At 64.2% G+C, this 19,073-nt stretch carries 17 protein-coding genes and 4 tRNA genes; 13 read left to right on the top strand and 8 right to left on the bottom strand.

The window, feature by feature from the left end; genetic code table 11:
* Positions 1-144: 144 nt before the first annotated feature.
* Entirely contained in the window at positions 145-687 is a 543-nt protein-coding gene (locus CAG29_RS12365) for a TetR/AcrR family transcriptional regulator (protein WP_085577704.1), read from the bottom strand.
* A 91-nt stretch (positions 688-778) separates the two neighbouring features.
* Here CAG29_RS12365 and CAG29_RS12360 point away from each other — a divergent pair, with 91 nt between their 5' ends.
* From CAG29_RS12360 to CAG29_RS12345, 4 genes are all read left to right on the top strand, one after another.
* On the top strand, positions 779-1,966 hold the full coding sequence (locus CAG29_RS12360) for an MFS transporter (RefSeq protein WP_085656324.1): 1,188 nt from the start codon (positions 779-781) through the stop codon (positions 1,964-1,966).
* Between the two features lie 52 nt (positions 1,967-2,018).
* A complete protein-coding gene (locus tag CAG29_RS12355; protein ID WP_085577702.1) occupies positions 2,019-2,330 on the top strand; it encodes a cupin domain-containing protein in 312 nt (103 codons plus the stop codon).
* A 105-nt stretch (positions 2,331-2,435) separates the two neighbouring features.
* Complete coding sequence (locus CAG29_RS12350; protein ID WP_085577701.1) at positions 2,436-3,587, top strand: TDT family transporter; 1,152 nt, start codon at positions 2,436-2,438, stop codon at positions 3,585-3,587.
* Positions 3,588-3,694: 107 nt separating this feature from the next.
* A complete protein-coding gene (locus CAG29_RS12345) occupies positions 3,695-5,572 on the top strand; it encodes an MFS transporter (protein WP_085577700.1) in 1,878 nt (625 codons plus the stop codon).
* A 38-nt stretch (positions 5,573-5,610) separates the two neighbouring features.
* On the opposite strand, the gene sugE is transcribed toward CAG29_RS12345, so the two are convergent.
* The 3 genes from sugE to rdgC form a co-directional block, all read right to left on the bottom strand.
* On the bottom strand, positions 5,611-5,925 hold the full coding sequence (gene sugE / locus CAG29_RS12340; protein ID WP_085577699.1) for a quaternary ammonium compound efflux SMR transporter SugE: 315 nt from the start codon (positions 5,923-5,925) through the stop codon (positions 5,611-5,613).
* Between the two features lie 118 nt (positions 5,926-6,043).
* Positions 6,044-7,006 carry a bile acid:sodium symporter family protein gene (locus tag CAG29_RS12335; protein ID WP_085694588.1) on the bottom strand — a complete coding sequence of 321 codons (963 nt, stop codon included), beginning with the start codon at positions 7,004-7,006 and terminating at the stop codon, positions 6,044-6,046.
* Positions 7,007-7,153: 147 nt separating this feature from the next.
* Positions 7,154-8,074, bottom strand: coding sequence for a recombination-associated protein RdgC (gene rdgC, locus CAG29_RS12330; protein WP_085631205.1), 921 nt, complete (start codon positions 8,072-8,074; stop codon positions 7,154-7,156).
* 159 nt (positions 8,075-8,233) lie between these two features.
* Between rdgC and CAG29_RS12325 the strand changes: the two genes are divergently transcribed.
* From CAG29_RS12325 to CAG29_RS12310, 4 genes are all read left to right on the top strand, one after another.
* Positions 8,234-8,309 (top strand) — tRNA-Val (locus tag CAG29_RS12325).
* A 19-nt stretch (positions 8,310-8,328) separates the two neighbouring features.
* A tRNA-Asp gene (locus CAG29_RS12320) sits at positions 8,329-8,405 on the top strand.
* A gap of 195 nt (positions 8,406-8,600) precedes the next feature.
* Positions 8,601-8,676, top strand: a tRNA-Val gene (locus CAG29_RS12315).
* 19 nt (positions 8,677-8,695) lie between these two features.
* A tRNA-Asp gene (locus CAG29_RS12310) sits at positions 8,696-8,772 on the top strand.
* Positions 8,773-8,900: 128 nt separating this feature from the next.
* On the opposite strand, the gene CAG29_RS12305 is transcribed toward CAG29_RS12310, so the two are convergent.
* Together CAG29_RS12305 and CAG29_RS12300 are read right to left on the bottom strand one after the other, a co-directional pair.
* Positions 8,901-10,067, bottom strand: coding sequence for a catalase family protein (locus tag CAG29_RS12305; protein ID WP_085694586.1), 1,167 nt, complete (start codon positions 10,065-10,067; stop codon positions 8,901-8,903).
* Positions 10,064-11,872 carry a di-heme-cytochrome C peroxidase gene (locus CAG29_RS12300; protein WP_085577695.1) on the bottom strand — a complete coding sequence of 603 codons (1,809 nt, stop codon included), beginning with the start codon at positions 11,870-11,872 and terminating at the stop codon, positions 10,064-10,066. The genes CAG29_RS12305 and CAG29_RS12300 overlap by 4 nt, the downstream gene beginning before the upstream one ends.
* 270 nt (positions 11,873-12,142) lie before the next feature.
* On the opposite strand from CAG29_RS12300, the gene CAG29_RS12295 reads away from it, so the two are divergent.
* From CAG29_RS12295 to CAG29_RS12275, 5 genes are all read left to right on the top strand, one after another.
* Positions 12,143-12,859 (top strand): FKBP-type peptidyl-prolyl cis-trans isomerase, encoded by a 717-nt coding sequence (locus CAG29_RS12295; RefSeq protein WP_085577694.1) that lies wholly within the window; start codon positions 12,143-12,145, stop codon positions 12,857-12,859.
* Between the two features lie 294 nt (positions 12,860-13,153).
* Complete coding sequence (locus tag CAG29_RS12290; RefSeq protein WP_085694584.1) at positions 13,154-13,609, top strand: YkvA family protein; 456 nt, start codon at positions 13,154-13,156, stop codon at positions 13,607-13,609.
* Positions 13,610-13,723: 114 nt separating this feature from the next.
* On the top strand, positions 13,724-14,065 hold the full coding sequence (locus tag CAG29_RS12285) for a helix-turn-helix domain-containing protein (RefSeq protein WP_085577692.1): 342 nt from the start codon (positions 13,724-13,726) through the stop codon (positions 14,063-14,065).
* Positions 14,062-14,433: a hypothetical protein gene (locus CAG29_RS12280; RefSeq protein ID WP_003223109.1), complete on the top strand. Its 372-nt coding sequence runs from the start codon at positions 14,062-14,064 to the stop codon at positions 14,431-14,433. The genes CAG29_RS12285 and CAG29_RS12280 overlap by 4 nt, the downstream gene beginning before the upstream one ends.
* Positions 14,434-14,841, top strand: coding sequence for a sel1 repeat family protein (locus CAG29_RS12275; RefSeq protein WP_085577691.1), 408 nt, complete (start codon positions 14,434-14,436; stop codon positions 14,839-14,841).
* 98 nt (positions 14,842-14,939) lie between these two features.
* Here CAG29_RS12275 and CAG29_RS12270 read toward each other — a convergent pair whose 3' ends face one another.
* Positions 14,940-16,730 (bottom strand): bifunctional diguanylate cyclase/phosphodiesterase, encoded by a 1,791-nt coding sequence (locus CAG29_RS12270; protein ID WP_085656319.1) that lies wholly within the window; start codon positions 16,728-16,730, stop codon positions 14,940-14,942.
* 132 nt (positions 16,731-16,862) lie between these two features.
* Positions 16,863-18,947, bottom strand: coding sequence for a carboxy terminal-processing peptidase (locus tag CAG29_RS12265; protein ID WP_170929972.1), 2,085 nt, complete (start codon positions 18,945-18,947; stop codon positions 16,863-16,865).
* Between the last annotated feature and the right edge of the window lie 126 nt (positions 18,948-19,073).

The raw sequence follows: 19,073 nt of genomic DNA, 5'->3' as shown, positions 1-19,073 counted from the left end.
GGTTCTGCGGTGAGCGCATCGACACGTGCGCGCCGCATTTCAATGTGGGAGCGAGCCTGCTCGCGATGGCGGCGGCCCATCCGGCATCGATGTGTCAGGCAGGCCGTCATCGCCGGCAGGCTGGCTCCCACAGATTCTGCGGTGTCAGTCCTGGCGCAGCGCGATGTCGATCAGCCGGTGCAGTGCTTCCACTTCCAGCGGCTGGGCCGCGAACAGGATGCGGAACACCGTCGGCGACACCACCAGGTTGATCAGGTGATCCACCGAGGGCGGCGAGTCGTCCGGATAGCGGTCGACGATGGTCTGCAACTGGTCGGCGATGATCGCGATGCAGAACCCCGGCGTGGCGCTGGCCTGCACGTCGCGCATGACGTTGCGCCCCGGCTCGGAGCTCATCTCGTCCAGATACTGCTCGGCCCACGCGCGGAGGTCGCCGCGCAGGCTGCCGGTGTCCAGCGGATCGCTTTCGGGGCGCAGGCGGGCGAGGGCGACGTCGGCCAGCAGGGCCGCCAGGTCGCCCCAGCGCCGGTAGATGGTGGAGGGCGTGACCCCGGCCCGCGCAGCGATCTGCGGGACGGTCACGGTGGAGCGCTCCTGTTCCTGGAGGAGCGCGCGCACGGCGCAGTGGATCGATTCCTGCACCCGGGCGCTTCGGCCGCCGGGGCGGCTGCTTTCTTTGATAGGCATGGCGGCGACCTTAACACAAAGAATTTGCTTTAAGCGAAAACCGGGCGCACACTCCGCAAAAGCAAAAAATTAGCTTTTAAGGAGCGTGCCCATGACCAGCCCTGTTTCGAACCGTTCCAGCCTGTGGTTTCTGGCGATCACCCTGCTCAGTTTTCTCGCCGCTTCCACGGCGCCGACGCCGCTGTACCACCTGTACCAGGATCACCTGCACTTCTCGGCGGCGGTGCTGACCCTGATCTTCGGCGTGTACGCCTTGAGCCTGCTGGCGGCGCTGCTGACCGTCGGCTCGCTGTCGGACCACTTGGGACGCAAGCCGGTGATCTTCGCCGCCGCCGTGCTCAACGCCCTGGCGATGCTGGCGTTCATCTATGCCGACAGTGTGGCCTGGCTGATCGGTGCGCGGGTCTTGCAAGGCTTCGCCACGGGCATGGCCACGGCGGTGTTGAGCGCCACGTTGCTGGACACCGACCGCGTGCAGGGGCCGCTGATCAACAGCGTGGCGCCGTTGCTGGGCATGGCGGCAGGCGCCATGGGCTGCGGCGTGCTGGTGGAGTTCGCCCCGGCGCCGTTGCAGCTGACCTACTGGCTGCTGCTGGCGCTGTTTGTGTCGCAGGCCGCGTACGTCTGGCGCCTGCCTGAGAGCGTCACCCCGCAGGCCGGGGCCTGGGCTTCGCTGCGGCCGACCCTGCATGTGCCGGTCCAGGCCCGGTCGACCTTGTGGCGGGTGCTGCCGCTGAACACCGCCACCTGGGCGCTGGGCGGCTTCTACGCTTCCTTGGCCCCGTCGCTGGTGCGCACGGCGACCGGTTCCACCTCCAACCTGATCGGCGGGGCAACCGTGGCCGCGTTGACCGTGACCGGCGCCCTGATGATCTTCACCCTGCGCAACCGGCCCGCAGGCCGGGCGCTGCAGCTGGGCGCCAGCCTGTTGCCGAGCGGTGTGGTGCTGATGCTGCTGGGGGTGCACAGCGCCAGCCTGTCGCTGTTCTTCTTCGGTACGTTGGTGGCCGGCTGCGGATTCGGCGCAGGTTTCCTCGGCGCAGTGCGCAGCCTGGTGCCGCTGGCGTTGCCCCACGAGCGGGCCGGGCTGATGTCGTCCTTTTATGTGCTCAGCTATTTGGCGTTCTGCCTGCCGGCGCTGTTGGCGGGGCACTTCACCCGCAGCCTGGGCCTGCTGGCCACCACCGACGGTTACGGCGCGGTGCTGATCGTGCTGGCGGTGGGCGCGCTGCTGGTCAGCTTCCGTCCCCAGGCGGTGAAGGCGTGCGGCGTTCCATAAGCGCGGCGGATTCGGTTAGCCTTGGCCGGCCACTTCTCTCACGGAACGACCCATGAAGATCATCCGCAGCAAGGCGTTCACCGCCGAACGCGCCTGGGGCGCCCTGGACATCGCCAGCATGAACGGCATCACCACGCGCCTGCACTGGACGGATCAGCCCTACAAATGGCACGTCAACGATGGCGAGGAAGTGTTCGTGGTGCTCGATGGCCGCGTGCAGATGCGCTACCGCGAACAGGGCCAGGAGCAGCAGGTGCTGCTGGAGGCGGGCGACATTTTCTACGCCTCGGTCGGCACCGAGCATGTCGCCCATCCTCAGGGCGAAGCGCGGATTCTGGTGATCGAAACGGAAGGCAGCGTCTGATTGCTTATCTGTAGAACAGATAACAGATAGAGAAATTACCCGTTATATAGATATTCGATCCGGATCTATCATGGTTCCAACCTCACCAGAGGACAGGAGTTCATGATGACTTGCCCCAACACCGCCAAACCCGGCATCAAACCCTTCAGCCACCTGCAGCACCCGCGTGAGGCGATCCGCCAGTTCACCCCGAACTGGTTCGCCGCCACCATGGGCACCGGCGTGCTCGCCCTGGCGCTGGCGCAACTGCCGGTGTCCGTTCCCGGCCTGCACGCCGTGGCCGAAGGGCTGTGGCTGTTCAACATCCTGTTGTTCACCTTGTTTACCGTTGCCTACGCCGCGCGCTGGGTGCTGTTCTTCGACGAGGCACGGCGGATCTTCGGGCACTCCACGGTTTCGATGTTCTTCGGCACGATTCCCATGGGGCTGGCGACGATCATCAACGGTTTCCTGGCGTTCGGCCTGCCGCGCTGGGGCGAGGGGGTGATCCACCTGGCCGAGGCGCTGTGGTGGCTGGACGTGGCGATGTCGCTGGCCTGCGGTGTGCTGATCCCGTACATGATGTTCACCCGCCAGGAACACAGCATCGATCAGATGACCGCCGTCTGGCTGCTGCCGGTGGTGGCGGCGGAAGTGGCGGCGGCCAGCGGCGGCCTGCTCGCGCCGCATCTGGCCGACGCCCACGCGCAACTGGTGGTGCTGGCGACGAGCTACGTGCTGTGGGCGTTTTCCCTGCCGGTGGCGTTCAGCATCCTCACCATCCTGCTGCTGCGCATGGCTTTGCACAAACTGCCCCACGAAAGCATGGCCGCGTCGAGCTGGCTCGCCCTCGGTCCGATCGGCACCGGCGCTTTGGGCATGCTGCTGTTGGGCGGCGATGCGCCGGCGATCTTCGCCGCCAACGGCCTGCCGGGCGTCGGCGAGGTCGCCTCGGGGCTGGGCTTGGTGGCCGGCATCACCCTATGGGGCTTCGGCCTGTGGTGGATGCTGATGGCGCTGCTGATCACCGTGCGTTACCTGCGCGACGGCATCCCGTTCAACCTCGGCTGGTGGGGTTTCACCTTCCCGCTGGGTGTGTACTCGCTGGCGACCCTGAAACTGGCCGGCACGCTGCACCTGGGCTTTTTCAGCGTGGCGGGCTGCCTGCTGGTGGCGCTGCTGGCGGTGATGTGGCTGATCGTCGGCAAACGCACCCTGCAGGGCGCCTGGCGCGGCGAGCTGTTCGTGTCGCCCTGCATTGCAGGTTTGAAGAAATGACCGGCAAAGTTTAGGTAAGGTGTGGCCTGGATCGCGGTTCGAGACTCCAATAACCGTATCCAGGCCGTTCTCTACCTACTCCCTACAAAAAACAGGTCACACGGAAGATGAGTCACCCCTCACAGTTCAACCTGCTGCGAACCCGGCGCTTCCTGCCGTTCTTCATCACCCAGTCGTTGGGGGCCTTCAACGACAACGTGTTCAAGCAATCGCTGATCCTGGCGATCCTCTACCGGCTGACCATCGAAGGCGACCGCTCGATCTGGGTCAACCTGTGCGCGCTGCTGTTCATCCTGCCGTTTTTCCTGTTTTCGGCGCTGGCCGGGCAGTTCGGGGAGAAGTTCGCCAAGGATTCGCTGATCCGTCTGATCAAACTCGCGGAAATCGCCATCATGGCTGTGGGATCGGTCGGCTTCCTGTTCGATCACCTGTCGCTGATGCTGGTGGCGCTGTTTGCCATGGGCACCCACTCGGCGCTGTTCGGGCCGGTGAAGTACTCGATCCTGCCCCAGGCCCTGCACGAGGACGAGCTGGTGGGCGGCAACGGCCTGGTGGAGATGGGCACGTTCCTGGCGATCCTGGCCGGCACCATCGGCGCCGGGATCATGATGTCGTCGGCGCACTATGCGCCGGTGGTGTCGGCCGCGATCGTCGGCATCGCCGTGCTGGGCTATCTGGCCAGCCGCAGCATCCCCAGGGCGGCGGCCGCCGACCCGCAGCTGCGCCTGAACTGGAACATCTTCAGCCAGTCCTGGGCCACCCTCAAGCTGGGGCTGGGCCAGACGCCGGCGGTGTCGCGCTCCATCGTCGGCAACTCGTGGTTCTGGTTCGTCGGGGCGATCTACCTGACGCAGATCCCGGCCTACGCCAAGGAGTGGATGCACGGCGACGAAACCGTGGTGACCCTGATCCTCACGGTGTTCTCGGTCGGCATCGCCGTCGGTTCGATGCTGTGCGAGCGGCTTTCCGGGCGCAAGGTCGAGATCGGCCTGGTGCCGTTCGGCTCGTTCGGGCTGACCGTGTTCGGCCTGCTGCTGTGGTGGCACTCCGGCGGGATCCCGGACAGCGCGAGCGGGCACAGCTGGACCCAAGTGCTCGGCTTCGGCCACGCCTGGGCCGTGCTGATCGACATCCTCGGCCTCGGCATCTTCGGCGGTTTCTACATCGTGCCGCTGTACGCACTGATCCAGTCGCGCACCGCCGAGAACGAGCGGGCGCGGGTTATAGCCGCCAACAACATCCTCAATGCGCTGTTCATGGTGATTTCGGCCATCGTGTCCATCGTCCTGCTGAGCCTGGTGAAACTGTCGATCCCGCAGCTGTTTCTGGCGGTGTCGCTGCTGAACATCGGCGTCAACGCCTACATCTTCAAGATCGTGCCCGAGTTCAGCATGCGTTTCATGATCTGGCTGCTCAGCCACTCCATGTACCGCGTCGAGCACCGCAACCTTGAAGCGATCCCCGATGAAGGCGCGGCGCTGCTGGTGTGCAACCACGTGTCGTTCGTCGATGCCTTGCTGATCGGAGGCGCGGTGCGTCGGCCGATTCGCTTCGTCATGTACTACAAGATCTACAACCTGCCGGTGCTGAACTTCATCTTCCGCACGGCGGGGGCGATTCCCATCGCCGGCCGCCAGGAAGACATCCAGATCTACGAAAAGGCCTTCACCCGCATCGCCCGGTATCTGAAGGACGGTGAGCTGGTGTGCATCTTCCCGGAAGGCAAGCTGACGGCGGACGGCGAAATCAACGAGTTCAAGGGCGGGCTGACGCGGATTCTCGAAGAGACGCCGGTGCCGGTGATCCCGATGGCGTTGCAGGGGCTGTGGGGGAGTTTCTTCAGCCGGGATCCGGACAAAGGGTTCTTCCACCGTTTGTGGTCGCGGGTGACGCTGGTGGCGGGGGCGCCGGTGGCCGTGGAGGCGGCGCAGCCGGCGCAGTTGCAGGCGTTGGTCGGGGAGTTGCGCGGGACGGTCAGGAAGTGACGCCCGCGCCCGTCATGCACCGGGAAGGGGCCAGTGCTTTAAGCGCTGGCCTTGAGCCCGATCAGCCCGGCCACGATCAGCGCAACGCTGATCAGGCGCACCAAGGCCATCGACTCGCCGAACAGGATGATGCCCGCGATCACCGTGCCCACGGCGCCGACCCCGGTCCAGATCGCATAGGCCGTGCCCAGCGGCAGTTCCTTCATCGCAAGGCCGAGCAGGCCCAGGCTGATGGCCATGGCGGCGACGGTGAGGGCGGTGGGGAGCGGGCGGCTGAAGCCGTCGGTGTACTTCAGGCCGACGGCCCAGCCGACCTCGAACAGGCCGGCGAAAAACAGAATGATCCAGGACATGCGGGACCTCCATCGATTGACGGGGTCGTCCCCAGGATGATGACTCGTGCGAGCCGCAGGGTCGTCCCTGCTTTGGGCGCTATAGTGCCCAGCATCGACCGGGGGATCAAGTTCGCGCTCAGTCGGTCTGCTGGACGAGTGTCTCGCGCCCATCCTTCTCGTCCATGCGCCGGAACCAGGTGGCCAGCAGCGCCCCGGAAATGTTGTGCCACACGCTGAACAACGCGCTCGGCACCGCCGCCAGCGGCGAGAAGTGCGCGCTGGCCAGGGCGGCGCCGAGGCCGGAGTTCTGCATGCCGACCTCCAGCGCCAGCGATTTGCGCTGGGCCAGCGGCAGGTTGAACAGGCGCCCGGTGAAGTAGCCCAGCAGGTAACCGAAGCTGTTGTGCAGCATCACCACCGCCATGATCAACAGGCCGGATTCGGCGATCTTCGCCTGGCTGGCGGCCACCACCGCGGCCACGATGACCACGATGCTCACCACCGACACCAGCGGCAGCACCTCCACCGCGTGACGGACCTTGTTGCCCAGCAGGCGTTGGGCAACCACGCCCAGCACAATCGGCAGCAGCACCACCTGCAGGATCGACCAGAACAGCTCCATGAACGACACCGGCAGCCAGGCCGACGCCAGCAGCCAGATCAGGGCCGGGGTCAGCAGCGGGGCGAGGAGGGTGGTCACGGCGGCGATGGCCACCGACAGCGCCAGGTCGCCGCGGGCCAGCCAGGTCATCACGTTGGAGGCCGTGCCGCTCGGGCAGCAGCCCACCAGGATCACGCCGACGGCGATTTCCGGCGGCAGGCGGAACACCTGGCACAGCAGCCACGCCATGCCTGGCATGATCACGAAATGCGCCACCACGCCCAGCGCCACCCGCCACGGATGACGGGCGACGGCGGCGAAGTCGTCGAGCTTGAGGGTCAGGCCCATGCCGAACATCACCAGGCCCAGCAGCGGCACGATCGCGCCCTTGAGGCCCAGGAACCAGGCCGGCTGCAGGAAGGCGAGCACCGCGAAAGCCAGTACCCAGTAGGCGAAGGTGTTGCCGACGAAACGACTCAGTGCTGCCAGTGCGCGCATGGCCTGATCCTTATTGTTTATGTGCACCACAAAACGACTGCAGGAGCGAGCCTGCCCGCGATGGCGGACGTTCAGTCAACCCTTTCGTTGAATGTCGATCGCCGATCGCGAGCAGGCTCGCTCCTACAGGTTGTACATCGTCCGGCCTCAGATGCCCTGCGGCGTCTCTTCACCGCCCAACGCCTCGACCAGCGCCGGCAGGAAGTCGCCGAAGGTCAGCATCATCAGGGTGAAGCTGGCGTCCAGTTGGCCCAGGGCCTCGTCGCCGCCGTCCTGTTCCGCCTGATCCTGCAGCAGGTCTTCGAACTTCAGGCGCTTGACGGTCATCTTGTCGTCGAGCATGAACGACAGCTTGTCCTGCCAGGCCAGCGACAGTTGGGTGACCACCTTGCCGGTGCTCAGGTGCAGCTGGATCTCTTCGCTGGTCAGGTCCTGACGCTTGCAGCGCACGATGCCGCCGTCTTCGTGGGTGTCGCGCAGTTCGCATTCGTCGAGGACGAAGAAGTCCGGGGCGGCCTCTTGGGTGGTGACCCATTGGGTCATCACGGCGGTCGGTGCGGTTTTCACGGTCAGCGGGCGGACCGGCAGGGTGCCCAGCACTTCACGCAGGGTGGACAGCAGGTCTTCGGCGCGTTTCGGGCTGGCGGAATTGACCAGGATCAGGCCTTGCTTCGGCGCGATGGCGGCGAAGGTCGACGAGCGGCGGATGAAGGCGCGCGGCAGGAACGCCTGGATGATCTCGTCCTTGATCTGGTCGCGTTCCTTCTTATAGACCTTGCGCATCTGCGCCGCTTCGATCTCTTCGACCTTCTCCTTCACTGCGTCGCGCACGACGCTGCCCGGCAGGATGCGTTCTTCCTTGCGGGCGGCGACCAGCATGAAATCACCGCTGACGTGCACCAGCGGCGCATCCTCGCCCTTGCCGAACGGTGCGACGAAACCGTAGGTGGTCAACTCCTGGCTTGCACATGGACGCGCCAGTTTGGTGGCCAGTGCGGTTTCCAGCGCCTCGGCATCGACAGGCAGGTCTTGGGTCAGGCGATAGATAAGCAGGTTCTTGAACCACATGGGGTGAATCTCTCCTTTATACAAAGGAGGGCATTATTGTCTTCGCCGTGCCATAGGCCAACCCTTCTCTAAGCCTTTGGAAGGCCTGAAAAAATTAATTGAAAAAGTGCTTGCCAGAGGTTGGGTCGCTCCGTAGAATGCGCGCCACACCGAAGCGAAGGGTGATTAGCTCAGCTGGGAGAGCGTCTGCCTTACAAGCAGAATGTCGGCGGTTCGATCCCGTCATCACCCACCATTCGTTTCAAGTGTTTAGCGCAGCGGTAGTTCAGTCGGTTAGAATACCGGCCTGTCACGCCGGGGGTCGCGGGTTCGAGTCCCGTCCGCTGCGCCATATTCGGTAACCTGGAACACTGAACGCCAGGTCACCACGGAAAACCCGCTGAGGCGGGTTTTTTTCTGTCTCAAGTTTGTACGTTGTTCCTCGGGTTGCATCGTTTCACGGGTTTTCAGGTTTTTTTGAAAAAAACTTCAATTAAATCAACACTTTACGAAAACTTGTGGCATAATGCGCCCCGTAACGAAGCAAGGGTGATTAGCTCAGCTGGGAGAGCGTCTGCCTTACAAGCAGAATGTCGGCGGTTCGATCCCGTCATCACCCACCATTCGTTTCAAGCGTTTCGCGCAGCGGTAGTTCAGTCGGTTAGAATACCGGCCTGTCACGCCGGGGGTCGCGGGTTCGAGTCCCGTCCGCTGCGCCATATTCGGTAGCCTGGAACACTGAACGCCAGGTCACCACACGGAAAGCCCGCCTAGTGCGGGCTTTTTGCTGTCTGCGATTTACTTTTTTGCACATCCCCTGTGGCGAGGGATCTCGCCACAGTGCGTTTCATTGGTTGGCGTTGCGGCTGTGCCGGTAGTCGCTCACCGCCTCATACACCGCCTTGCGCAAACGGTTGATCCCGCCGATCGGCCGATGGGCCTCGATGCCGAACCACGGGTTGAAGGACAGGTTGTCGCATTGCAGGTTCTGCGCCGGGGTGTCGAAATCCTGGGGCGGCAGGGTAATGCGCGCCACGGTCTCGAACGGTGCATCCTGCTCGCGCCATTCGATGCTGGTGTCCTCGATGGGCATGAACGCCCGGGCGTCCTGGCGCTGGATCTGCAGCGCGAAGCAGGCGGGCACGCGATCCGTCGACAACTGCTGGTTCAACGCGCTGCGCAGGAAGTTCGGCAGGTCCCGGTTCTGCTTGGGCAAGGTGTAGGCGGGGCAGTTGTCCGGATCCGGCGTCACCCGGAACTTGGCGTTGGCGTCCCCGAACCGATACGGCGACACCGAAAAGTACGTCGTGCGCGTCGGGCTTTCCGGCGGCGCAGACAGCGTCGCCAGGGCGATGAACAAATGACGGACCTGCCAGTTACGCGGATCCCAGCCCGGAAAGAACGCCATCACCTGCTTGCCGTCCGCCTGCGCCGCCACGTTCTGACGGTATTCGGCGACATCGCTGACAAAGAAGTTCGGGTGGCTGAACATCACGAAATCCTGTTCATGCAGATCCCGGCGGTCGTCCAGCAACTGCTTGCCCGGCACATCGTGCAGCTTGATCGCCATGCCCCGGGCGTCGCGGATGCTGTCGAACTGCGGGTAGGCGTTGCCGTTAGACAGGCGCACCGTCGCCTGCCAGACCTTGCCCGGCTCACTGAATACGCCGCGGCGCAGGTTCTCGGCCAGATCCGGCAACACCTGCACCTGCGCCTTCACGCAGCCGTGGGCCTTGGCGTGGGCATCACGCAGATACCGGGTGCTTTCCCGGTGCTGATCGACGATGCGCACGGCGGTCTGGATGACGTCCTGGGTCATGGCCGCTTCACCCGGCGGAATCTGTTCCAGCGCCGAGACCGGGCCACGGTGCTGCCAGGCGAACCAGGCGGTGGCCAAGGCCCAGCCGATCAGGCCGAGCGCCAGCAAGAGCAGCAGGGTCTTGCCCAGGATCCGCCCCAGCCACAGCCAGAGGCGCGCCAGCGCGGACGGTTTTTTGTCGGTCTTGAAGATCATGGCAGTTGCGCCTCCAGCGGGCCGCCCAGCACTTTCAGGTATTCCAGCAGGGCCCAGCGTTCCTCGGGCTGGAGCAGCCGGCCGATCACGCCGTTGCCCCGTTCGCCGGCGCGGAATTCGTGGCCGCTGTTGTGGTTGCCGGTGATTCGGGTGTCGAACAGGAAGCCGTTGGTGAAGGCCTCGGTGCGGTAGCCCAGATGCCGCGGGTCGTACTCGAACGTGCCTTTGTAGAAGGTGGTGGCGCGTTCGTCCTGCGGCGACAGCAGTTGAAAGAGGCTGGGCACCGAGCCGTTGTGCAGGAACGGCGGCGTGGCCCAGACGCCGGCCAGCGGGCGGGCCTTGTAGGCGACTTTCTCGCGTACGCCGATAGGCAGGCCGAAACCGTCGAGTTGCGGTTTTTCGGCCGGGGTGACGCCGGCCTCGCGATAGGCACGGTTTTCCACGAAGGCCGTCACGTAGGCCAACCCCTTGGCCACCGACAGCCGGCTCAAGTCCAGCGGCTCGGTGGGATCGGGGTGCAGTTTTACGTCCATCTTGGCCAGTTCCGCCGGATCCCATTGCAGGGCGGTCAGATCGAAGCGGTGGTTGGCGATGTTGGTGGCGGCGCCGGGATCGGTGCCGATGACCTCCACCGGCAGCATGGGCAGGTGCTGCACCCAGCGTCCGCCTTCCTGGGTCTGGCGCGGCACGTGGCAGCCTGCGCAGTTTTCGGCGAACAGGGCCCGGCCCTTGGCGGCCAGCGGCTTGTCGACGGCACCCAGCAGATCTTCGGGCCAGGTCGGCGGCTGCAGCTTCTGCAGCGTCTGTTCGATCGTGTGCAGGTCGCGCACGCGGACGCTGGAGGGGTAGCGCGCGTCGCCTTGCAGCGGCTGGCCGTCGGCATCGAAGAAGTTCAGCGTGGCGCCGACGCCCAGCGCCTCACCGACGTTGCGTGCCATCGGCTGCTGCGCCGAGCCGTTCCACTGCACCCAGTCGAACGTCCACATGTCCCACAGTTGCGGGTAATCGACGGGAGCGTCGGCCACGCGGTAGTTGTCGGGCGTGATGGCATCGCCGAAGGTGGCGTTGGCGATCCGGCCGAACGCATCGGTACGGCCCGGGCCTTCTTCGGTGGGGTAGAGGCCGCGGTGGGTGTCGTTCCAGGCGACGCTGAGGAAGGTGTCCAGCGATTGCTTGAAATCCTTTCTCAGCTGCCCGTGGCGGCTGTCGTAGTCGTCGCCCAGCACGGTGCGGGCGAAGCGTTCGAATTTCCACGGGTTGTAATAGGTGGACGCCAGACTTGCCACCAGCGCCTGTCCGAAACTGCCGCCACGCAATGTAGGAACGCTGGAAGGCAGCACGTGTTGGGCGGATCCGCCGTCGATGCGCACGGCCTGGCCGTTGAAGCGCAGCTCGCCGGTGTGGCAGGCGGAGCAGGTGATGTCGAGGTATTGCTCGGAACTGCCGGGGTTCTGGTGCCGGGCAAAGCCCACGGGCAGGTTGCCGGGGTTCTGCGGCGTGGCCTTCTGCTGGGGATCCACCAGGAAACCGAAACGCGCCAGGTATTCCGGTGACGCGAAGCGCTGCTGGGAGAACGGCAGTTCCAGCGCCTGGAACCACGTGTAGCGCAGGCCTTTGACTTGCGTGCCTTGGGGCGTGAAGTAATAGGCCTGGCGTTCTTCCTCCGTCCACTGCTTCAGGTAATGCACTTGCTGCACGGGGGTGTAGAAGGGCAGTTTCGGGTTGGCGACGTAGTACAGCACTAACGCGAGGGCAAGAGCTGCCAGCACGGCGATCAGGATCAACAGTCGGTAAAAGAGGCGCAAGATGTACATCCTTGTCGAATTGTTGCGCTGTTATGCCTGAGCCGGGCAGGGTGGGGCAAGTGGCCATTACGACAAGCATTGTGAGAAGCGTCGGCAGTGATCGTCAGGCCAAGATGACAGAAGCTTCATCCCGCTCTGGATCAAATGCGTTTTAATCCCTGAACTTATCGCAGGTTTCCTGCTCTCATGCCGGTAGCCATTGGTCGTGGCGGCCTGATAAGCTCGCGGCTTTACTCGATTGCCCATTCGGCGCATGAACAAGGAAATAGCATGAAACAGCATCGGTTGGCGGCGGCGGTTGCCCTGGTTAGCCTGGTACTCGCAGGTTGCGATTCGCAGACCAGCGTGGAGCTGAAAACCCCGGCGCAAAAAGCTTCCTACGGCATCGGCCTGAACATGGGCAAGAGCCTTGCCCAGGAAGGCATGGATGACCTGGACTCCAAAGCGGTGGCCCAAGGCATCGAAGACGCCGTCGGCAAGAAAGAACAGAAGCTGAAAGACGAAGAACTGGTCGAAGCCTTCGCGGCGCTGCAGAAGCGTGCCGAAGAGCGCATGGCCAAGATGAGCGAAGAGTCGGCGGCCGCCGGCAAGAAATTCCTCGAAGAGAACGGCAAGAAGGCCGGCGTGGTCACCACCGCATCCGGTCTGCAGTACGAAGTGGTCAAGAAGGCCGACGGCCCGCAGCCTAAGCCGACCGACGTGGTGACCGTTCACTACACCGGCAAGCTGACCAACGGCACCGTGTTCGACAGCTCCGTGGAGCGCGGCAGCCCGATCGACCTGCCGGTCAGCGGCGTGATCCCGGGTTGGGTCGAAGGCCTGCAACTGATGCACGTCGGCGAGAAGTACAAGCTGTACATCCCGAGCGACCTGGCCTACGGCGCGCAGAGCCCGAGCCCGGCGATCCCGGCCAACTCGGTGCTGGTGTTCGACCTGGAACTGCTGGCCATCAAGGATCCGGCCAAAGAAGACGCCGCTGCCAAGTAAGCAGCGTCGGTTTCGCCCACAACGCCTCGCTCATGCGGGGCGTTGTTGCATCTGGACGGCGGCAAGCGTAAACAGAACGAACCCCTGCCGGTGCCGGCAGTCCCAGACATTGAGCCACCGGCGGTAACTGTCCTGGCTCGCCAAGTCAATGAAATATTGGGGTTTTTTAGGTGAGTAAAAAACGCCCGATCTGAGCGCAGCCCTTGTGAAACGGGGCTCTCAGCGTCGAAATGCAGCTCTGTTCACAAGGTTATCCACAATTTGTGTGGATAACATTTCAACGGGAAAAATCAGATGAAAACGCCGTGGAACTTCGCCCGATTCCTGCCCCTGGCCGGACGCCTGCTCGCCCGCGGGCGTTTGCCGACGTTGCTGTTCGCCGTGGCCAGCAAGGGTGCCGCCCAAGGCGACCGGCTGGGCAAGCTCAAGGATGACCTGCGCCTGCTTCAGGCGTTGTGCCTGGCGTGGTGGCGCGGCGAATACCGGGCGATCAGTCCCAAGGCGATCGTATCGGTGGTGGCCGGGCTGATGTACTTCCTCAGTCCTGTCGACGCCATCCCTGACTTCATTCCGGTGTTCGGCATGCTGGATGACATCGCTGTGCTCGCCTGGCTGATGAAGACCCTCGGTGACGAACTCGATGCGTTCCGCCGGTGGCGCAACCAACAGGCTCCGGAGAAGCTTCGTGTGGTCGAGCGCCTGCCCGATACCCCCGAGCAGCTTCAGCTTCAAGGCCCGAAAAAAAAATGATCGGCGACGGTCGCTCATTCAGATAGATGCCCCCCACGACCTTGGCCGCTGTTAGGATTACACTTCAAGGGAAAAGTGCTGACTCGCTAAGTGGTGTAGTCCTACGGGGTAGTCATGGATATTCAGATCATTACACGCGAAGGCGAGCCCGAGTATGCGGTTCTGCCATGGGCTCAGTATCAGGCTCTACTGAAAGCAGCAGGCATCAACGAAACACCGTCGCGGCCGGCACCGGCGCCGGTCGCGGCCACCCCGGACCCGATTCTTCCAGGTCTGGACCAATTACGCAGTTTGCGCGAAGGGAAGGGCATCGCCATCGAGGCGCTCGCCCGCACGGTAGGCATCAGCCCGTCTTACCTGGCCATGATCGAAAACGGCGAGCGTCAGCCCGACGCCGCGATTCGCCGCAGCCTGGCCTGGGAACTGACGGTGCCAGGGTGGAGGGAACAATCGTGAGCGTACGCATCAGCCGTCAACATTGGGACGGATTGCTGGGGGAGCTGGATCAGGCGCGCAGGCAGCGCCACCTTTTGACCTATCGGGCCTTGCTCGAACGACTGCAACTGCCCACGCCGGCGATGCAGACGCTGACTGCGGCACTGGAGCATCTCGCCGCCCTGGACGCCAAGGCCGAACAACCGTTGCGCAGTTCGCTGGTGATCAGCCAGGGCGCCAGCCGCCTGCCGCGCACCGGTTTCTTTGAATGCGTCGAGCGGCTGGGGCGTTTCTCCGGGCCGTCCGACGGCGTTGCCGCCGCTTCCTGGCACGCCTCCGAAGTGGTGCGGGTGTTCGAGTACGAATACCCCGAATCGGCGGAGGCCTGAGTGTTTCTCAAGTTCAAGGCGCACGCCGGTTACTGGCTGGCGCGCAGGTTGTTCCACTGGTCATGGTTCGTCCGCCAGCCCCGAGGCTGGCATTGGCTCGAAGGGCAGTTCGCCCGGATGGCGAACCTGGGCGATGTCGGCGCGCAGAGCTTCTACGGGCACATCCTGACGTTTCGCGGCGTGGGGCTGGGGGCGCGTGAAGAGGGCGTGCGGTTGCTGCGCCTGGCCGCGTTGGCCGGTGACGGCAAGGCGGCCTACCAGGTCGGGGCCATCAGCCTGGCCGGCACGCCGTCCAAGGCGCCGGATCCGGCGGAGGCCGAGCGCTGGTGGGGGATCGCCGCCAAGGCCGGGCATCCGTTGGCGGAGGTCAAGCTCAAGGAACTGGCGGCGCGCGGACGATCCGAGTGACAGGCCTGTCTCAACGAATGAGCGGGGCGTGAGGGCAACCTCCCGCCCCGTTTTTTGCGCCTGTCGTTCGAGCCTGCCCGCACCCACAGGAGACGGTCTCAGCGTTGCCCCATCAGCAACGCCGGCCCTGCGTCAGGCACGGCCCCGCAGTCGATGACGTGCACGCTGTAGCCCGGCACATTCTTGGCGTGGTGCTTGGCCTGCGACGCCATTTCCGCGAGCTGGCTGGCGTCCAGTTGCCCGCACGCCTCGGGGTGCAGGTGCACCACGCCGATGGACAGCGACAGCAGCGGGAATTCCTGGCGCACCCCCTGACGGTTCGGTGCGGTGAAGCAGCCGGCGTCGAGGTGTTCGGGGCGGTAGAAGCGCCGGCACTGGCTCTGGAAGTCGTCGAGCAACTGGTTGAGGCGCTTGCGCCAGTCTTCAGGTCCCAGCACCAGCAGGAAGTCGTCGCCGCCGATGTGGCCGACGAAGTCGCGGGTGGGGTCGACGCGCTCGTTCAGGCATTGGGCCAGGCACAGCAGCACTTCGTCGCCCCGGCCGTAGCCGTAGATGTCGTTGAAGGGCTTGAAGCTGTCGATGTCGACGTAACAGATGATCGACTCGCGGCCCTGCTGCAGCAGGCGGGTCAGGCACTGCTGGATCGGCACGTTGCCGGGCAGCAGGGTCAGGGGGTTGGCGTAGCGGGCCTGCTGGATCTTCAGCTCGGTGATCAGCTTGAGCACGTCGATCACCCGGCCCAGGCCCAGGTAGCTGCCGTTGAGGGTGATGATGAAATCCTCTTCGATGCGTTGCCGGGCGCGGCTGGTGATCAGGCGGCTGACCTGCTGCAGCGACTGGTTCATTTCCACGGCCAGGAAATCTTCGCTCATCAGGCGGCTGATCGGCTTGCGGGCGAACAGGTCGGTGGCGAACGGCTTGAGCAGCGCATCGGACAAGGAATGCCGGTGGACGATGCCGCAGGGCTGGTCCTGGGCGTCGAGCACCGCCAGCGAATTGAGGTTGGCCTGGCGGCGGAAGGCTTCCAGCACGTTGGCGGTCGGGGTGTCGCGGTTGACCGCCGGCTGGTCGTTGAGCAGGGCGCTGAGGTCGCTGCCTTCGTCGTTCAGGGCGACGGCGCTGCTGTCGTGCTTGGGCATCAGGGCCCGGGCGTCCCGGGGCGGATGTTCCTGGGGACGGCCCAGCAGGTAGCCCTGCACCAGGTCGATGCCCATCTCCGTGAGCACGGCGAGCTCTTCCGGCAGTTCGATGCCCTCGGCGATCACCTGGGCCCTGGAGGCCTTGGCGATCTGCAGGATCGAGCCGACGAACTCGCGCTTGAGCGCATCCTGATGGATGCCGTCGATGAAGTGGCGGTCGATCTTCACGTAGTCCGGACGCAGCTCGGACCAGAGCCGCAGGCTCGAATAGCCGGCGCCGAGGTCGTCCAGCGCAATCGAGAAGCCCATGGCCCGGTAGTGGTGCAGCGCCGTTTGCAGCAACTGGAAGTCGTCGGTCGGCGTCTGCTCGGTCAGTTCGATCACCACTTGGCTGGGCGGGATGCCGAAGTCCTGAAGCAGTTGCAGCGTGCGCCCCGGTTGATGCGCGGCCTCAAGCAGCGACTCCGGCGAGACGTTGAGGAACAGCTTGCCCGGCAGCCGCTGTTCGTTGAAGCGCCGGCAAGCGCTTTGCCGGCAGGCGATCTCCAGTTCGCTCAGGCGGCCGGCCTGGCGGGCCACGGCGAACAGGGCGATGGGGGAGTGCAGCGGGCTGTTGGACGGGCCCCGGGTGAGGGCCTCGTAGCCGAGGATGCGCCGTTGCGAGAGGCAGATGATCGGCTGGAACAGGCTGTGCAAACCGCTTTGAGTCAGGATCGAGCTCAAGGCACTCAGCTGTTCGGTCGTGGTCATGGCATTCTCGGGCGATAAAAAAAGGACTGGGAGCGCTCTTGTTCAAGAGTCGCTCCCAGTCCTTTATTGCACGACAGAATGATGACTGTTTGATGACGATCCGGGGATCGTCACCATTAAATTGCCATCACCTTACTTCTTGGCGACCTGGTTGCTCAGCTTCAGGTAATCCAGCAGCACCCGCCCGGTCTCGCTCAGGTAGGCGTCGTCTTCCGGCTTGACCTTGTCCGGCTCGGCGGCGGCCAGGGCGTCGTCGTCTTCTTTCTTCAGTTCCTTGAGCGGTTCTTCGCCCTTGGCCTTGCGGCGGATGTTTTCCATCGCCAGCTGCTTGGCGTCGATGTCGGCGTGCTGGGCGCGGCGGTCGGCTTCGTTGAGGCTGACGGTCTTCTCTTCCAGCAGCTTCTGCGCCAGGGCCAGCTTGTCGCGGATGAACACGAACTCCGCATCCTTGGCGGTGCGGGTGTCATGCTCGGACTTGAGCTGCGCCAGGAACGGCTTGAACGGATCCACCGCCGGCTTGATCGCCGCGCGGATGGTGTCCCACGGCATGGCTTCCGGCAGGGCGCTTTCGCCGATTTCCTTGGTGTCGATCAGCGACGGGTAGTCGATGTCCGGCAGTACGCCCTGGTGCTGGGTGCTCTGGCCGGAGACGCGGTAGAACTTGGCCAGGGTCAGTTTCAGCTCGCCGTGGTTCAGCGGCTGGATGGTCTGCACGGTGCCTTTGCCGAAGGTCTGGCCGCCGATGATCAGCGCACGGTGGTAGTCCTGCATGGCGCCGGCGAAGATCTCCGAGGCCGACGCGGACAGGCGGTTGACCAGCAGCGCCATCGGCCCTTTGTAGAAGGCGCCCGGGTTTTCGTCTTCGAGCACGTCGACACGGCCGTCGGCGTTGCGCACAAGCACGGTCGGGCCCTTGTCGATGAACAGGCTGGTCAGCTCGGTGGCTTCCTGCAGGGAGCCGCCGCCGTTGTTGCGCAGGTCGATGACCACGCCGTCGACTTTCTCTTTCTGCAGTTCGGTCAGCAGTTTCTTGACGTCGCGGGTGGTGCTCTTGTAGTCCGGGTCGCCGGCGCGGAATGCCTTGAAGTCGAGGTAGAAGGCCGGGATCTCGATCACGCCGAGCTTGTAGTCCTTGCCGTCCTGTTTCAGGCTGAGCACGGACTTCTTCACGGCCTGGTCTTCGAGCTTCACCGCTTCGCGGGTGATCGGCACGATCTTGCTGGTCTGGTCGTTAGGCGCATTACTGGCCGGAATCACTTCCAGGCGCACCACGGTGCCTTTCGGGCCGCGGATCAGCTTGACCACTTCGTCCAGGCGCCAGCCGACCACGTCGACCATTTCCTTGTTGCCCTGGGCGACGCCGATGATCTTGTCCGCCGGGGCGACCTGCTTGGTCTTGTCGGCAGGGCCGGCCGGCACCAGGCGCACGACTTTCACCTGGTCGTTGTCGCTCTGCAGCACGGCGCCGATGCCCTCGAGGGACAGGCTCATGTTGATGTCGAAGTTTTCCGCGTTGTCCGGCGACAGGTAGTTGGTGTGCGGATCGTAAGACATCGCGAAGGTGTTGATGTACGCCTGGAAGATGTCTTCCGGGCGGGTCTGGTCCAGGCGCGCCAGCTGGTTCTTGTAGCGCTTGGTCAGGGTTTCCTGGATCTGCTTGGGCTCTTTGCCGGCGATCTTCATCCGCAGCACTTCGTCCTTGACGCGCTTGCGCCACAGGTCGTCGAGCTCGGCGGTGGATTTGAGCCAAGGCGCATCCTTGCGGTCGATCAGCAAGGTTTCCTTGGTGGTGAAGTCCATCTTGTCGACGCCCTTGCCCAGTTCGCCGAGGGCGAAGTCCAGGCGCGCCTTCACGCGGTCCAGGTAGCGCTTGTAGATGGTGAACCCGGCGTTGAGGTCGCCGCTCTTGAGGAAGTCGTCGAACTGGGTCTTCCACTTGTCGAATTCGGCGATGTCGCTGGCCATGAAGTAGCTGCGCGACGGATCCAGCAGCTTGATGTAGCTGTCGTAGATGATCACCGAACGGGCGTCGTCCAGCGGCGGCTTGCTGTAGTGGTGGCGCTTGAGCAGTTCGACGACGTTCAGGCTGGCGATCACTTCGTCACGGTCGGGCTGCAGCTTGTCCCAGCTGTTGGCTGCGAATGAGCTGCCCGAGACCGGCAACAGACCGATACCGATGATGAGGGCGAGGGCGGAGCTGGGGAGCAGATGCTTCATGCTGATTCGACGCGGGGACAATTGATAACGCATATTAGGCCGTCTTTGAAGTCGCCGGTACCTCTGCGCTCTGCCCGAACACAATCGTTCAGTGTTCGTTCAGACCCAGGGCCGGTCGCATAATGC

The sequence above is a fragment of the Pseudomonas sp. B7(2017) genome, from assembly GCF_002112745.1.
In the GTDB taxonomy this organism is placed as follows: domain Bacteria; phylum Pseudomonadota; class Gammaproteobacteria; order Pseudomonadales; family Pseudomonadaceae; genus Aquipseudomonas; species Aquipseudomonas ekonensis.
The sequence above is the reverse complement of the archived record's forward strand: the minus strand, read 5'-3'. Positions and strand labels throughout refer to the sequence as shown.

Excerpts from the sequence above, each read along its gene's own strand:
- rdgC (WP_085631205.1), bottom strand. The coding sequence starts at position 8,074 with ATGTGGTTCAAGAACCTGCTTATCTATCGCCTGACCCAAGACCTGCCT.
- CAG29_RS12335 (WP_085694588.1), bottom strand. The coding sequence starts at position 7,006 with ATGCGCGCACTGGCAGCACTGAGTCGTTTCGTCGGCAACACCTTCGCC.
- CAG29_RS12305 (WP_085694586.1), bottom strand. The coding sequence starts at position 10,067 with ATGATCTTCAAGACCGACAAAAAACCGTCCGCGCTGGCGCGCCTCTGG.
- CAG29_RS12360 (WP_085656324.1), top strand. The coding sequence starts at position 779 with ATGACCAGCCCTGTTTCGAACCGTTCCAGCCTGTGGTTTCTGGCGATC.
- sugE (WP_085577699.1), bottom strand. The coding sequence starts at position 5,925 with ATGTCCTGGATCATTCTGTTTTTCGCCGGCCTGTTCGAGGTCGGCTGG.
- CAG29_RS12265 (WP_170929972.1), bottom strand. The coding sequence starts at position 18,947 with ATGAAGCATCTGCTCCCCAGCTCCGCCCTCGCCCTCATCATCGGTATC.
- CAG29_RS12295 (WP_085577694.1), top strand. The coding sequence starts at position 12,143 with ATGAAACAGCATCGGTTGGCGGCGGCGGTTGCCCTGGTTAGCCTGGTA.
- CAG29_RS12285 (WP_085577692.1), top strand. The coding sequence starts at position 13,724 with ATGGATATTCAGATCATTACACGCGAAGGCGAGCCCGAGTATGCGGTT.
- CAG29_RS12345 (WP_085577700.1), top strand. The coding sequence starts at position 3,695 with ATGAGTCACCCCTCACAGTTCAACCTGCTGCGAACCCGGCGCTTCCTG.
- CAG29_RS12355 (WP_085577702.1), top strand. The coding sequence starts at position 2,019 with ATGAAGATCATCCGCAGCAAGGCGTTCACCGCCGAACGCGCCTGGGGC.
- CAG29_RS12350 (WP_085577701.1), top strand. The coding sequence starts at position 2,436 with ATGACTTGCCCCAACACCGCCAAACCCGGCATCAAACCCTTCAGCCAC.
- CAG29_RS12270 (WP_085656319.1), bottom strand. The coding sequence starts at position 16,730 with ATGACCACGACCGAACAGCTGAGTGCCTTGAGCTCGATCCTGACTCAA.
- CAG29_RS12365 (WP_085577704.1), bottom strand. The coding sequence starts at position 687 with ATGCCTATCAAAGAAAGCAGCCGCCCCGGCGGCCGAAGCGCCCGGGTG.
- CAG29_RS12290 (WP_085694584.1), top strand. The coding sequence starts at position 13,154 with ATGAAAACGCCGTGGAACTTCGCCCGATTCCTGCCCCTGGCCGGACGC.